This window comes from Pseudomonas sp. TE21394 (assembly GCF_054057835.1).
In genome coordinates, this window is the sequence record NZ_JBSRZR010000001.1 from 3,770,229 (window position 1) to 3,784,652 (window position 14,424).

The following is a 14,424-nucleotide window of genomic DNA, read 5'->3' on the forward strand; positions in this document are numbered from 1 at the left end:
GGTCAGGGTGCTGTTCTCGATTCCAGATCCATTTCAGCTGGCCACACCACTTTGGGCGCCAGGCGCAGGGCGCATTCACACCAGAGCACATCGTTATGGTCCTTGGGTTCCCCGGGTGGTGGCAGGGCGCAGGGGCCTTGCTGCATGTAGGTGCAGATGTAGGCCCAGGCATGTTGGTCAGCACCCATCGTACTCAGGCGAAACCGGTCGATGACGTTGTTCGTACCCGGTGCGACGATAGACAGCATGACGCCCCATTTGTAAATGGCCCCGCCATTTGACAGGACGCCGGTTTGTGACCAGCGTTCGGCACGGACCTGGGACCAGTCGTAGCAAACTGTCTCGACTTCCCAGATTCCGAAGGGCTTCCACCAACAGTACTTGAAGTTGTACGCATAGATTTTTTTTCGTGCCCGGTTAAAGCGCAGCGGTTCGTCTCGGGGGGGAGATAGGCTTATTCGGACGAAAAAGGCAGATGCCCATATTCCGCAGAGGAGTATCAAAACATCTATAAATATTAGCTCGATATTCTGGCGTTCAAGGCTATTTTTTAAAAGGGTGGGCTGAGAAACGGTGAACATGATACTTGGTATTGAAGAGAAAGCCATTATTTCTCTCGCCCAGCCAAGGGTTCTAGGTACCTCAAGGTAAATAGAGTCCTGATGGTTTGGGGTCTGATCACCCAGGCTGGCTTCTATTGTAGCGGGGATGTCGGGGTGAGGAAGGTCTTCCTTCCAGCCTATACAGGGCGGATTAAGCATCGGGCGAGACATTAAAATAAGCTCCTTACGGAGGTTAAGTTGTTTTCTTTTGCAATCACCTTAGCGTAACCTGACCGGTCGTGTTTATCGGGCCAATAAGTGAGTGTCAGTTCAATCGCTATTGCGCTATGGTTCTCCAGCAGGGGAATGGAACCGGTAATGTATAAGTTTTCATTTTGGATTTTTTTGATTATGCAGTCGGCTGCGCTTGCAGGATTCGCAAAGGTTCTTTCTGTTTCTTCCGGTCTGTATTCAATTGTTTTAGGGTTTGAATCGTTGCCGATGAGTCGAAATGGTTCTTGGTTATGGCCCGCGGTATGCACTGACAAGTACCATTCGTACTGCGCGGATTCGTTTCTGAAATTTGGCAAAATTATGTTCAAGTCGAGATGGTAACCTGCCGCAACAGCAGCGTCATCGCTGATCAAGGCTCCAGTTTCGTTTGCTGTTTGAGTGATGTGAGATATTTGAAATCTGGTTTCAATCGAGACATAAGCCTCAACACCGAGGGCTGCGGCATTCAGTGCGGCGATAGAAATGTCCATGTCTTTTGGTTTTATCCAGCGACGATGTTCTTCTGGTGTTCCCCATCTGCAGTGTCGGGACCAGAGTTCCAATAGTGAAGATTCTTGGTTTTTAGCATATGTCGCGATTGTGTAGGCTGCCACGCCAAGGATGATCGCAATACCTAAGGGGCCAAGTAATGTGTTTGCGAATAGCGCCGCGTAAACGCCAAAACCTGCGGAGAATGCTGCGAGTCCGGCCGCACGCTGGTAACTATCGGCCGAAGCTTCATCTCCTTGACGATTGGTCCGCATATACGCACTAACGTATTGCACGGCATCCATGGCATTGGCGAGCGCGGTAATGGCCCCACCATACCTGGCCAGCTCCCTTCCCAGTGAAGCTGTTGTTACCATTCCCGGCCACGGTATCTTCGGGCGTACTACGGCGACAACACCCCCAGCCACTTCAACATTGGCCCCCAACAATCCAAGCGACGAAGACCAGATCGCCGCCAGCGCTTCCGGGTTGTTCTGATGCGTTTCCTGCAATGCCCGATAGTTCCTGCCCAGGCTGTCCTGATGAAACCACAGGCTGCCCAGGGCAAACAGCAGGCCGACGCTGCCGCCACTGGCGGCGGCATCGCGCAGGCTGCGCATGGCGTCGCTGGCCACGCTTTGCGCGGCCAGTGAACTGATCTTCAAGCCATCCGTGACCTGTGTACGCAGCGTACCTGCACCTATCGCGATATTCCGTACCAGCGCCCCGACACCACCGGCTGCTCCCTCCCGCAGCTGTACCAGCCGCGCCTGCAAACTCTCGGCGCTTTCGAACGTCCACAGCATCACTTCGATCATCTGGTTGCGATTACCCGGCGCGGCGATATTGATCGCCCCGCTCAGCACCATGGCCCGCACCTTGCGCCCCAGGGGATCGCGAAACTGCTGGTCGACCTGCTGCAAGAACGCCTCGGTGCGGGCCTGCACGGCCTCGTCGAGCAGGCTCATGTATTCGCCCAGGGTCAGCGAGAGCCTGAACGGGGTCACCTGCTGCCCGGCGAACAGCGCGAATGCCGAGCGATGCACGTGGCCGATCAGCGTCCTGGTCCGTTCACTGAGGTGCTGGCCAAGCGCATTTCCCGCACTGTTGGTCGCGGCCAGCAACTGGCCGACGGCATCCTGGATCGGCTTGATCATCAACAGCTGGCCGTCGGCCGTCCCGGCGATGCCCTTGATGATGTCGTGCACCTTGCCGAAGTCGTCCCCGGACAGCGCAGCGACCACTTGCTGCATCAGCCCCTGGTGCTTGGCCAGCAGTGCCTGGTACAGCAGGCTCTGATCATCTTCCAGCAGTTGCTGCCAGACGTGCTGGGTCATCCCGAGCGGCTGGCCTTGCTCGGGCAGGGCTTCAGTAGGGCCACCGGCCAGGCAGGCCGCCATCATCTGGATGAAATATTCGACCGAAACAGGGTCTGCCGCGTCATAGTCGAAGTAACCGATTTGTTGAAATGCGCGCGCGGCGCAGTGCCGTGCATACAGCTCGCCAACCTGGTCGATCATCGACTGCCAGCGCTTCAGCTCGCGGTCGTAATCGGCCTGGAACGCGGCGCGGGCGCTTTCGTCATAACGCTCTTCCAGGCGCTCGCGGGCTTCCTGCTGTTTGCGCGCGATGTTGCGTTCGCTCCTTGCCTCGATGTCCACCGACGGCAGAGGCGCCTTGCCGGCCAGCGCGCTGTGGTTCCATTGCTCGACCTCTAGCGCCTCGCGCTGTGCATCCTCGACACCCTGCGCGGCGGCGGTGGCGGCGTGCAGCTCGCGGATGCCCAACAGCGCCTGCGAGGTGAAGTACTCGAAGTGCCGCTGCGGCTGCGCGCGCCACTCCTGCAGGCGCTGTACCCAGCCCGTGCGCTGCGCGTTCAGCTCCATCACCATGCCGACCGGGTCGGGCACTGTCAGCGCCAGTATGCCGTTGGGCAGTTGCTCGCGCTGGATGGCGTTGCGCACCTGGACGCGGGTTTCGTGCCAGCGCCCCAGGCGGCTGTAGAAGCCATGCACGCTGGCATAGCTGGCGGAGGAAAACGTCGAGAACTCCAGCACATCCTCCAGGCCGAAGCGGAAGCTGTCGGTCATGGCGATGCCGATGCTGGCGGGGTCGTTGCGCGCGGTGTCCAGGTCTACCTCGACAAAGCGGGCGAGGGTGGCCGGGTCGCCGCTGGCGATGCCTTGCCGGTAGCGGTCGAGTACCACCCGCGGCCAGGGGTCGTTGGCGAAGGCGATCCAGGCTTTGCGGTAGAGCAGGGTATCGATGTTGATGAACGAGGCGATGACGTCATGGCCCTCGGTGGCGCACCACTGGGGCACTGGCCTGGGTGGCGCCAGGGGCATCTGCGACACCGGGAAACGCTTAAGGGTCCCGGCTGCCGCAACCTCGTAGGCTTGCCAGATTTCCTGGTCGAGCAGCACGTAGACGTAACCCTGGCGCAGCAGGCGCAACTGGTCGGTGTGCATCGGGTGGAAAGTGATCTCGCTGTCGTCCGCCAGGCGATAGGGGCGCTCGGTATCCGGGCGCGGGGCGTAGGCTTGGCGCAGCAGCAGGATCGGCAGGCCGGAGCGTTCGCAGAAATGACAGCGCCCGTAGGTGTTGGGAATCTCTTCCTGCATGGCGATGTGGATGGCTTTGCTGATGCTCATGAGTAACTCCTTGCCTGCGGCAAAGCCGCGACGATGTGTGCCCAGGTGCGGTCGTCGTAGCTGGCGAAGCGAACTGCCAGGCGTCGCTCGCCGGCAGCCGCCTGGGCCACATCGCGCTGGATGGTCGGGTGCTGCAGGAGCAGTGGGTGGATCATGAGCAGGTGCAGGCACATGCACTGGATATCGGCGCGGTCGCGCAGGCCCTGCTTGAAGGCCTTGAGGATCAGTTTCATGGCATGCGCGGGCGCGTTTTCTGGCAACCCTGTCGAGCCTGCGAAGCGCCAGGGAGCCCAGGTTTGCCGCATGCCATTCAGGCGTTGCCAGGCAACGAGCAGTTGCATGATCTGCGGTGCGACGTGCTGGGTCGCCCTCGCGACTTCCGGGACGACCAGGTCGCCAGGCGGCGGTTGCCGTTCAAACACCGTGCAACTGCCACTGCCATCCGGGTGTAACCAGCTACGAATGGGCCCGAGCACCTCGGCTGCGTTTTTCATGGTTTCGCGCAGCAATGCCAGGCGCACAGGCTGGAACCAGGCCGTAAGGCCATGCGGTGGTGGTTGGTGCAATACATGGCATTGCTTGTTGATATGCCGGGCGATGTGTTCGGCCGGCTGATCGCTGAGCAGCCAGCCACACACATGGTGCCTGGTGGCGGTTGCCTCACGTACGGCGCAAGTCGCACTGAGTGCGGCCAGCGCTGGGGGCACTGAGCCAGGTTTGGCGAGCTGGACCAGGGCTGGCCAGTATTGCGGGTCCTGGACCAGCCCGGAGCAGTCGATACGGGTTACGGCTTCACTGCCTAGCGCGTCGATGAGGGCGGGAATGCTCAAGGGGTGCTCGGGCGGACACCCGGCAAAAGGGTCGAGCAGAAGATAGAGCGCCTCTTCTGGACTGCGCTGCCGGGTGGCGAAGTCATGGAGGCGCTGTGGGTAGCGAGTGGCCGTTTCAGCCTGGCTCTGCATGTGAAATTCCTTTTCGGCTAGTGCACCTTGAATGGCGTCTGCTGGAAGGGCAGAACACTAGCGAGGAATCAATTCGCAGAGGAGGTTTGGGCGTCCCAAAAGCTTGTAGGAAGTTTCGCTTCTTGCGTTTTCAATGGTCTTGGAGGCTGCCGACCCAGCCACGATCAGGCCCGAGGCGGCTCCTTCTCGAACAGCTGGCGCATGACCTCCAGATAGCGCCGCGCACCCAGCCCCAGCGGGCGCGGCTTGACCCAGATGATGTCGACCCACAGGCGCAAGCGGCTGGCCATGTTGTCGAAGCGCACTTCCGCCAACGCACCCGAAGTTATCAGCGGATCTACCAACGGCTGCGGCAGGTAGGCCCAGCCCAGGCCGGACTGCACCAGGTCCAGCGTGGCCAGGTAGCTGTCGGTCAGCCAGATGCGCCGCGACAGCACCATGCGCGGGTCCGAGCCGGTGGCCTTGCCCGAGGCCACGATGATCTGCCGTTGTTCGGCGAAAGCCTCTTCGGGTAACGGTGCGCCACGGTTCTGCCCGGCGGGATGGCGTGGTGAAGCCACCGCCACCAGCAACTGGCTGCCGGCTTCAAGGAACGACTCACGCTCGTCGATGCCGGGCCGCTCGAACACCAGCGCCAGTTGCACGCTGCCGTCATGCAGCAGGCGAATGGCCTCGGTCTGGGTGGCCGAGCGCACCTCGATTTCCAGGCTGGGGAATTCCTCGGCGAGGATTTCCAGTGGTTGGCTCCAGCGGCCGGTCTGCAGCTCGGGCGCCATGGCAATGCTCAGGCGTTTTTCCAGGCCCTTGTGCAGCTGCAGGGCCTGCGCGTCGAGCAGGTTGAGCTGGCACATCACCTGCCTGGCCTGGGGCTCCAGTGCCAGGGCGGCACTGGTGGGCAAGGCCTTGCGCGTGGCCCGGTCGAACAGTACCAGGTCGAGCTCCGCTTCCAGCTGGGCGATCGCCATGCTTACGGCCGAAGGTACGCGCCCCAGCTTGCGCGCGGCGGCGGAGAACGAACCCGCCTCCAGCACGGCGAGGAAGATAGCCAGGGAGTCGCTGCTGAAGGCCATGTCGGCAAACCTGATGAACGGGCCGGAAATTATGACTGCTCGCCGGCCCGCTTGACAGCCCCTTACAAGCCTTCGCCCAGCACCCGGTCGATGCTGTCGACAAAGTAGTCGACGCTTGCCCGGGTAGTGCACATCGGTGGCTTGATCTTGAGAATATTCAGGTAATCGCCGGTCGGCTGCATGAAAATGCCCAGGTCACGCAGGCGGTCGCACAGCGCCATGGTTTCTTCGGTGGCGGGTTCGAGCGTTTCGCGGTCGCGCACCAGCTCCAGCCCCAGGTAGAAGCCCGAGCCATGCGCGGCGCCGGCCAACGGGTGCTTGTCTACCAGTGCCTGCAGGCGTGCCTTGAAGTAGCGCCCGGTGTCGCGGGCATTGTCCCACAGGCCTTCCTCCTGCATCACGTCCAGTACCGCCATGCCGATGCGGCAGCTGACCGGGCTACCGCCGGCCGAGGAGAAGAAGTAGCCCTCGGCCTCCAACGCTTCGGCAATTTCGCGGCGGGTGATGACCACGCCCAGTGGCTGGCCGTTGCCCATGCCCTTGGCCATGGTGATGATATCGGGTACCACGCCCTGTTCCTCGAAGCCCCAGAAGTACTCGCCCAGGCGGCCATAACCGACCTGCACTTCGTCAGCGATGCATACCCCGCCACGGGCGCGTACCTTGGCATAGGCTTCGCGCAGGTAGCCGGCCGGCAACGCAATGCCCCCGGCGTTGCCATATACCGGCTCGCAGATGATGCCTGCCAACTGGCGGCCACGGGTGTCGAGGTCGGCCAGCTTGGCGTCGACATCGCGCAAGTACTGCGCGGCGCTGTCGGCACCGCGGAAGCGGCCGCGGAAGGTGTTCGGCGCCTCTACCGGATGCACCCAGTCCGGACGGGTTTCCAGAGCCTGCGGGTTGTCGGCGATCGAGGTGGAGATGGCATCGGTGGCCACCGACCAGCCGTGGTAGGCTTCCAGCACGCTGAGGATGTCGCGTCCGCCGCTGTAGGCCCAGGCCAGGCGAATGGCCAGGTCGTTGGCTTCGGTGCCGCTGTTGACCATGAACACCCGGTCGAAGCCTGCGGGAGCCAGCGCCAGCAGGCGTTCGGAGAACTCGGTTATGGCCGCGTAGTGGAAGCGCGAGTTGGTGTTCAGCAGCGACCACTGCCGCGCTGATTCGGCGACCATGCGCGGGTGGCCGTGGCCCAGCACGGCGACGTTGTTGAGCATGTCCAGGTACGAGCGGCCGTGCATGTCGATCAGGTAGTTGCGCCAGCCGCGCTCGATATGTGGCGGCTGCGCGTAGTAGTGCTTCTGCGAGCGGGCGAAGCTGGCATCGCGGCGGGCCAGCAGGGCCTGCGGGTCAGGCAGCGGTTCGGCATCGCAGTCAAAGCCCAGTAGCGCCGCCGGCGATGGGCACAGGGCCAGCCAGGCTGGCGCATGGGAGGGGGTGGCAAAGAACGGCGGCTGGATGCTGCTGTCCAGGCACAACTGGACGCTGAGAAAGCCACAGCTGCTGCCCAGCGACTGGCCTTTTTGCACCACTTGGCCATCGTCGGGGATACCTTCCAGACCTTGCAGCCACAAGGTCCAGTGTGTGCTGCGCAGGCAGCCACGGCTGTCGCCGTGGCGCTCCCAGGTGCCGCTTTCCGGCGCATGCACAGGGCTGCCCGTGGGCACATGCAATTCGACGCCGAGGGCGCAGGTAGCGGGCTCCTCGGGGCGGTCGATATGGGTTTGCGACAGGCGATACTGGCCGTGCAGGCTGCAGGCCGGGGCCGGCTGCAGGCTCAGCAGGTGCCGGTCGAAGCCTGGTTGTTCCCAGTTGCCCGCCTGGTAATGCACGCTGAGCACGCCGAGGTCTACGCGAGTGACGGGTTGGCCATTCAGCTCCGGGAGCAGGGGCGCGCAGGTGCTCAGGTCAGGCGTGGCAGGTTGCAGCCCCGCCGCTTGGAGGATGGCCGCTTCCATCAGCGCGAAAGGTACAGCAGTGGCGGTGTCGAAGATTTCCCATTCATGGGCGATGTTGGCGCGGATGTACTGGTTGTCCGGGTCGACGCTGAGCTGCTGCTCGCTGCTCAGCACCAGCACGGCGGCGCGGTTGACCACCAGTGGCCAGAGGGCGCGTAGCTCGGCTTCACTCAGTGGGTTGAGCGCCTGGTAGGCGTGTACGGCCGGCAGGACGCGCAGCGGGTCACCTTCTGCGTGGTGCAGCAGCGCCGCGCAGGTTACCGACAGGTCGGCGATACGCCAGGTACGCAACAGGTCGCCGAAATCGATCACGCCCTGCAGCTGCCATTGGCGCGCAGCGTCGCGGGCCCAGACCGCATTGTCGTCAGTGATGTCCAGGTGCACGGCCTGGGCCGGCAGGTGCCCGACCAGCGGGGCCAGATGCCCGGCTGCCACGGCGCTGGCCTGTTCGATACGCGCGCGTCGTGCGGGGTCGGACAGTACCGGCAGCAGGTGCTGGATCAGGGCCTGGGCATGTTGCGGGTCCCATTGCAGGGTACGCGCCAGGCCTGGGTGGTCGAAGCCGGCGAGGGCTTTGTCCAGCCTGGCGCAGAGACCGCCCAGCTCGGCCATCAGGTACGTCGGCATGTGCCCGAGGCGGGTCAGCGGCTCGCCTTCGATGTAATCGAGCAGGCGCATGCGCAGGGCCTGGCCGTCCACGTTCACTTCCAGCAACGCCTGGCCATCGTTGGCCGGATGCACGGCCGGCACCGGCAGGCCCTGTTCGCGCAGGTAGGCCAGTGCTGCATGTTGAGCTTCAAGTTCCACTCGCGCATAGCTGCTGTGGCAAGCCTTGAGCACGTACCTGCCTTGGGCTGTGTCGACCCGCAGGTTCAGGTCTTGTTGGCTGCCCATGGCCGACAGTTCGCCGGCAAACCCGTAATGGGCCAGCAGCAGATCGTTGGCCTGGCACGGGTCGAGCGTCGGGTTTGGCAGGCTGGAACGCTGGGCCAGGATGTCAATGACGGAGGAAGCGGGCGTTACTGGCTGGGTGGGCATGGCTCTACCGTGTTCGCTGGGAGGACGGTAGAAAATTTATGCGGGTTTTGATTGATGATGAAAGACGATAATCGTCAATTTTCCTGATGACTGCACCATCACCCGGTCGGTCCTTGATCGAAAAACCTATACAATACTTGTACAAATACTTTGTCTTGTACATATATTGGGTGTAGCGTAGTGCTATTATTTTGTAGGCTCCCCGTGTGGGACAGGTGAAACGACATGAAGGTTGCGCCCGTTTCGACCAACGAGCAGGAGCGCCTGGCCACAGTTGCCGAATGGTGTGTGCAGCATCACGAGCAGAGCGGTGAGTTGCGTGCGCTGGTAGAGCTGGCTCGGCATTACTTTTCGGCACCCATCTGCCTGGTTTCGATTGTCGGTGCATGTCAGCAATGGTTCACCGCCCGCGCTGGCCTGGAGATAGCGGGCACGGCCAGGGATGTATCGTTTTGTGCCCATACTATCTTGCAGGCGCAGCCGCTGGAGATACTCGACGCTGCTGCCGACCCGCGCTTCGCGGATAACCCCATGGTTACCGGTGAACCGGGCATTCGCTACTACTGCGGTGCGCCGCTACGGGTCGAGCAGCGGGTGGCGATCGGCAGCTTCTGTATCATCGACACCGCACCGCGCGCAGCGCTGAACGACGCTCAGCGCGGGATGCTGTTGGCTTTCGCCGACATGGCCATGCAGATCATCGCCGGCATGCGCCGCAACAACTTTCACGACCAGGCTACAGGGCTGTTCAACCGACTGAAGCTCGAATGTGATGTCGGCGCGGGGCTGGATCGCGGCCAGTCGATGACACTGCTGGCCGTCGACATCATGTCGGCAGAGGCGCTGAGCGAGCTGATTCGCGGGCTGGGCTACAACTTTGCCCATGATTTGACCTTGCAGGCCAAGTCGCGCATCGCCAGCCAGTTGGAAAGCGGCTTGTCATTGTACAAGATCAGCCCCACCCGGTTCGCCGTGCTGCTTGAGGATGCAGCTGCTGTCCTGCCGCTTTGCCAGCGCATCCTCCAGGCGCTCCAGGCGCCTGCCCAGTGTCACCAGATACCCGTGCTACTGGACGCAGGCATCGGCATCGCACCCATCACCCCGCTGGAGGATGACCGCAACAGCCTGGAGTGGCTGCGCCGCGCCGTGGCCGCTGCTGACACGGCACGGCGCAGTGCGGGGCGTCATGCCTGGTACCAGACCGGAGTGGACGCGGCCCAACGTCGCGCTTTCATGTTGCTCACATCGCTGGCGCAGGCGTTGCACAGCGAGGATGAACTGAGCCTGCACCTGCAGCCGCGGGTCGAGCTGCCCGGCGGTGAGTGCCGTTCTGCCGAGGCCTTGTTGCGCTGGCGCCACCCGCTGCTGGGCGACGTTTCGCCCGGCGAGTTCATCCCGTTGGCAGAAAAAACCGCACTGATGGCCAACCTCAGCCTCTGGGTCATGCGTGCCGTGCTGCGCATTTTGCAGTGCACCCGCGACCTGCAATTCAGCGTCAGCTTCAACGTCACCGCGCGGGACCTGGAAAGCGCGACGTTCATGGACACCTTGCTGGCCGAACTGCAACGCCAGGCTGTCGAGCCGGGCCGCGTACAGCTGGAGTTCACCGAAAGTGTGCTGATAGAGCAGCCCGGCGAGGTGCAACAGCAATTGCAACGTGCCAGCCAGGCCGGCATTGCTGTTGCCATCGACGACTTCGGCACCGGTTACAGCAACTGGGCCTATCTCACTCGCCTTCCGGCCTCGCTGGTCAAACTGGACAGAAGCCTGGTGCAGCGGTCCGCGCGTGGTGCCAAGGAGGCCTTGCTGGTGCAGTCGGTCGTCAGCCTGGCCATCAGCCTGGGTTACCAAGTGACCGCCGAGGGTATCGAAACGGCCGAGCAGCTTGCCCAGGCCAAAGATTGGGGCTGTGCCGAGGCGCAGGGCTACCACATTGCCAGGCCGATGCCTGTCGAGGTGTTCCGGCAGTGGTACTGCCGCACCCGGTTGGCAGGCCCGGCGGCCTGATCATCTTGTCATTACGTAGGTACTTCCATGTTCAATCGGCAACTCAAAGCCGCGCTCGCCGAGCGCGATGCGGAAATACTGAGCCTTCGCCAGCGTCTGGCCCAGATCGAACAGGGACCTTTCATGAGGCTGGATGCCCAGGGCCGCGTGCTGGAACTCAACCCGGCGTGCGCTGCCGCCCTGGGCGCAGAGCCCGGCAGTGCCGTTGGCCAACCGCTGGCGCAGTGGCTGCCGACCCCGGCCCAGCAGGGCCAGGCACTGCTTGACGCGCTGCTGCGTTCGACTGCGGTGATCCAGTTCGGGCTCGATGGCACGGTGCTGGATGCAAACCCGATGTTTCTCGATGCCATGGGCTATCGGCTCGAGCAGGTGGTGGGCAGGCATCACCAGATGTTCTGCAGCGCCGCACAGGCCAGCAGCCCTGACTACGCTCTTTTCTGGCAGACGCTCAATACCGGCCGCTATGTGGCGGGTCGCTTCTGCCGCCTGGACCGGCAAGGCCGGGAGGTCTGGCTGGAAGCCAGTTACAACCCGGTCACCGACGCCTGGGGGCGCCTGGTGAAGGTGGTCAAGTTCGCCTCGGTGGTGACTGACCAGGTGCGGCGGGAGGAGGAGGTCAAGCGTGCCGCGCAGATGGCGCTGGATGTTTCCCGCAGCACCGACGCCGGTGCCAGCGAAGGCGTGGCGGTGATGCATGCCATGGAGCAGACCATGCATGACGTGGCTCGCCAGATGCAGGCTGCGGGTGTCACCATCAGCGCGCTGGGCGAACAATCGACCAGCATCGGCGCCATCGTGCAGACCATTGGCGGGATCGCCGCGCAGACCAACCTGCTGGCACTCAACGCGGCCATCGAGGCGGCACGTGCCGGCGAGCAGGGCCGAGGCTTCGCAGTGGTGGCCGATGAGGTCCGCAAGCTGGCGGCGCGCACCAGCACGGCCACCGCCGAGATCGATGCCGTGGTCGCGCGTAACCAGGTCCTGGCCAGCCAGGCTGTCAGCGAGGTCGAGCGTAGCCGGAAGGAGGCGGCCAGCGCATTGCAGTTGGCGCTCCAGGCCGGTACGGCCATCAGCGCCATCCAGGCCGGGGCACGCAAGGTGGTGGATGCGGTAGAGCGGGTGAGCGAAGACCTGGGCTAGACATGGCGGCGGGGTGGCCAGATTTGCCTTATGTGTTTGCGAAGCATTAGCATTAGCAAAATCATTGATCTTGCCCCGGAACCCGACATGCCTTCGCCGCTACCGTCACGGCCAGCTCTGCTGGCGTTCTGCTGTTTCGTCCCGTTGCTGGCCCACGCTGGCGAACCGATCCAGCTGGAGGCTACCGACATCAATGCCGATGCCCTGAAGGCGCGGCCAGGCGCAATGCCTGAGGCGTTCGCCGGCGGGCAAGTGGCCCGTGGCGGGCAGATGGGGGTGCTGGGCAACCAGGACTACATGGATGTGCCTTTCACGATGACCAGCTACACCGCCAAGCTCATCGAAGACCAGCAGGCCGAAGACATCGGCGACGTGCTGGCCAACGACCCTTCGGTGCGCGAGTCGTACGGCTTTGGCAACCAGTCCAAGGTGTTCGTGATCAGGGGCTTGCCGCTGGCCGGTGATGACATCTCCTTCAATGGCCTGTACGGCATCCTGCCGCGCCAGATCATGTCCACCGATGGCGTGGAACGGGTCGAAGTGTTCAAGGGGCCGAACGCTTTTCTCAATGGCGTCAGCCCGACCGGCACCGGCCTGGGCGGCAACGTCAACCTGCAACCCAAGCGCGCCGAAGACTTGCCGACCCGCCGCTACACCCAGGACATCAGCGCCGATGGCCGCATTGGCGAACACCTCGATATCGGCCAGCGCTTCGGTGAAGACAACCGCTTCGGCGCGCGCCTGAACCTCAGCCAGCGCGAAGGTGAAACAGCGGTCGACGATCAGGACCAGCGCACCAAGCTGTTTACCGCAGGCCTTGACTACCGCGGCGACAATTTCCGCCTGTCGACCGACATTGGCTACCAGAAGCAGCGTATCAACCACCTGCGCAACTCGGTGCGCCTGGGCAGCACAACCACCAGCCTGCCGACCGCACCGGATGCCAGCCACAACTATGGCCAGGCCTGGAGCTACAGCGAGTCGGAAGACACCTTTGGCATGGCGCGCGGCGAATGGGACCTGAACGACAACTGGACGGCCTACCTGGCCGGCGGTGCACGGCATACCCGCGAACACGGCACCTATGGCACGCCGGTGCTGGTCGGCAACAGCGGTGCGGCGACGATTACCCCTTCCGATATTGTCCATGGTGAAGACAACACCAGCTTCAGTGCCGGCCTCAATGGCCGGTTGCAGACCGGAGCAATCAGCCACCAGGTCGCCGTGGGTGCGAACACCCTGTGGACCCAGGCGGAGAACGCCTACACCTTCTATTCGCCGATCAGCACCCACCTCTACGACACTGTGCAGCAGGCCAAGCCGAGTAATGTCACCAGCACGGGGGGCGAAATGGGTGACCCAGGTGTCACCGGCAAGACCCGCGCTCGCAGCATCGCGATTTCCGATACCGTCGGTGTATTCGACGACCGCCTGTTGCTGACCTACGGGGTACGCCGCCAGCAACTGCGGGTGGAGAGCTACAGCTACGATGGCACCACCTCGCAGGGCAAAGTCAACCCAGCCAATGACGGTAGCCGCCGGGGCGACCCTTACGACAAGTCGATTACCACGCCGGTATACGGCATCGTATTCAAGGCGACCGACAGTATTTCACTGTATGCCAACCGCATCGAAGGCCTGGCTCAGGGGCCGACGCCGCCAGCCAATGTATCGAATGCCGGTGAAATGTTCCCCCCCGGTCGCACCAAGCAGCTTGAAGCCGGTATCAAGCTCGACCGGCAGAACTTTGGCGCGAACCTGGCCGTGTTTCGCATCGAGAAGCCGTCGGACGGCTACACCTTGAACAATGTCTTCATCCGCGACGGCGAACAGGTCAACAAAGGCCTGGAACTGAGCCTGTTCGGCGAGCCCGTCGAAGGCCTGCGGCTGATGGCCGGTGGTACCCGCATGAGCTCGGAGCAGAAGAACACCGCCAACGGCAGCAACGACGGCAACCACGCCATCGGTGTGCCGACCTTCCAGCTCAATGCCAGTGTCGACTGGGATGTACCGGGTGTGCCGGGGCTGGTGTTGAATGCACGCATGTTGCGCACTGGCGGCCAGTACGTGGATGCCGCGAACAACGTCAGTCTGCCGACCTGGAACCGTTTCGACATCGGTGGTCGCTACACGCTGAAAGTAGCGGAGAAAGACCTGACCTTGCGGGTCAACGTGGAAAACCTGACCGACAAGAACTACTGGGCTTCGGCCAATGGCGGCTACCTGACCCAAGGCGATCCGCGGCTGGTGAAGTTCTCCGGCACCATCGATTTCTGAGTGGCCGAGCGGGGCGGGCG

General features: G+C 62.9%; 7 protein-coding genes and 2 pseudogenes. 4 read left to right on the forward strand and 5 right to left on the reverse strand.

Features of this window, described 5'->3' with window-relative positions:
* Window positions 1-2: 2 nt before the first annotated feature.
* The 5 genes from ACVWZT_RS17270 to ACVWZT_RS17290 all read right to left on the reverse strand — a co-directional run bounded on the left by ACVWZT_RS17270 (window position 3) and on the right by ACVWZT_RS17290 (window position 8,980).
* The gene (locus tag ACVWZT_RS17270) at window positions 3-773 is read right to left on the reverse strand and encodes a DUF6708 domain-containing protein (protein ID WP_457470421.1); all 771 of its coding nucleotides are present in this window, start codon (window positions 771-773) and stop codon (window positions 3-5) included.
* Window positions 773-3,955 carry a T6SS effector BTH_I2691 family protein gene (locus tag ACVWZT_RS17275; RefSeq protein ID WP_457470423.1) on the reverse strand — a complete coding sequence of 1,061 codons (3,183 nt, stop codon included), beginning with the start codon at window positions 3,953-3,955 and terminating at the stop codon, window positions 773-775. Before ACVWZT_RS17275 ends, ACVWZT_RS17270 begins: the two co-directional genes overlap by 1 nt.
* Window positions 3,952-4,917: a hypothetical protein gene (locus ACVWZT_RS17280; protein ID WP_457470425.1), complete on the reverse strand. Its 966-nt coding sequence runs from the start codon at window positions 4,915-4,917 to the stop codon at window positions 3,952-3,954. The genes ACVWZT_RS17275 and ACVWZT_RS17280 overlap by 4 nt, the downstream gene beginning before the upstream one ends.
* Before the next feature lie 164 nt (window positions 4,918-5,081).
* Window positions 5,082-5,987 carry a LysR family transcriptional regulator gene (locus tag ACVWZT_RS17285; protein WP_296233323.1) on the reverse strand — a complete coding sequence of 302 codons (906 nt, stop codon included), beginning with the start codon at window positions 5,985-5,987 and terminating at the stop codon, window positions 5,082-5,084.
* A 62-nt stretch (window positions 5,988-6,049) separates the two neighbouring features.
* Window positions 6,050-8,980: an aminotransferase gene (locus ACVWZT_RS17290; RefSeq protein WP_457470427.1), complete on the reverse strand. Its 2,931-nt coding sequence runs from the start codon at window positions 8,978-8,980 to the stop codon at window positions 6,050-6,052.
* A 225-nt stretch (window positions 8,981-9,205) separates the two neighbouring features.
* On the opposite strand from ACVWZT_RS17290, the gene ACVWZT_RS17295 reads away from it, so the two are divergent.
* From ACVWZT_RS17295 to ACVWZT_RS17310, 4 genes and pseudogenes are all read left to right on the forward strand, one after another.
* A complete protein-coding gene (locus ACVWZT_RS17295; RefSeq protein WP_457470429.1) occupies window positions 9,206-10,987 on the forward strand; it encodes an EAL domain-containing protein in 1,782 nt (593 codons plus the stop codon).
* Between the two features lie 123 nt (window positions 10,988-11,110).
* Window positions 11,111-11,590 (forward strand): annotated as a pseudogene (locus tag ACVWZT_RS17300) (PAS domain-containing protein); the annotation flags it as partial.
* Window positions 11,591-11,689: 99 nt separating this feature from the next.
* Window positions 11,690-12,127, forward strand: a pseudogene (locus tag ACVWZT_RS17305) (methyl-accepting chemotaxis protein); the annotation flags it as partial.
* A gap of 87 nt (window positions 12,128-12,214) precedes the next feature.
* Window positions 12,215-14,404: a TonB-dependent receptor gene (locus ACVWZT_RS17310; protein WP_457470431.1), complete on the forward strand. Its 2,190-nt coding sequence runs from the start codon at window positions 12,215-12,217 to the stop codon at window positions 14,402-14,404.
* Window positions 14,405-14,424 lie beyond the last annotated feature (20 nt).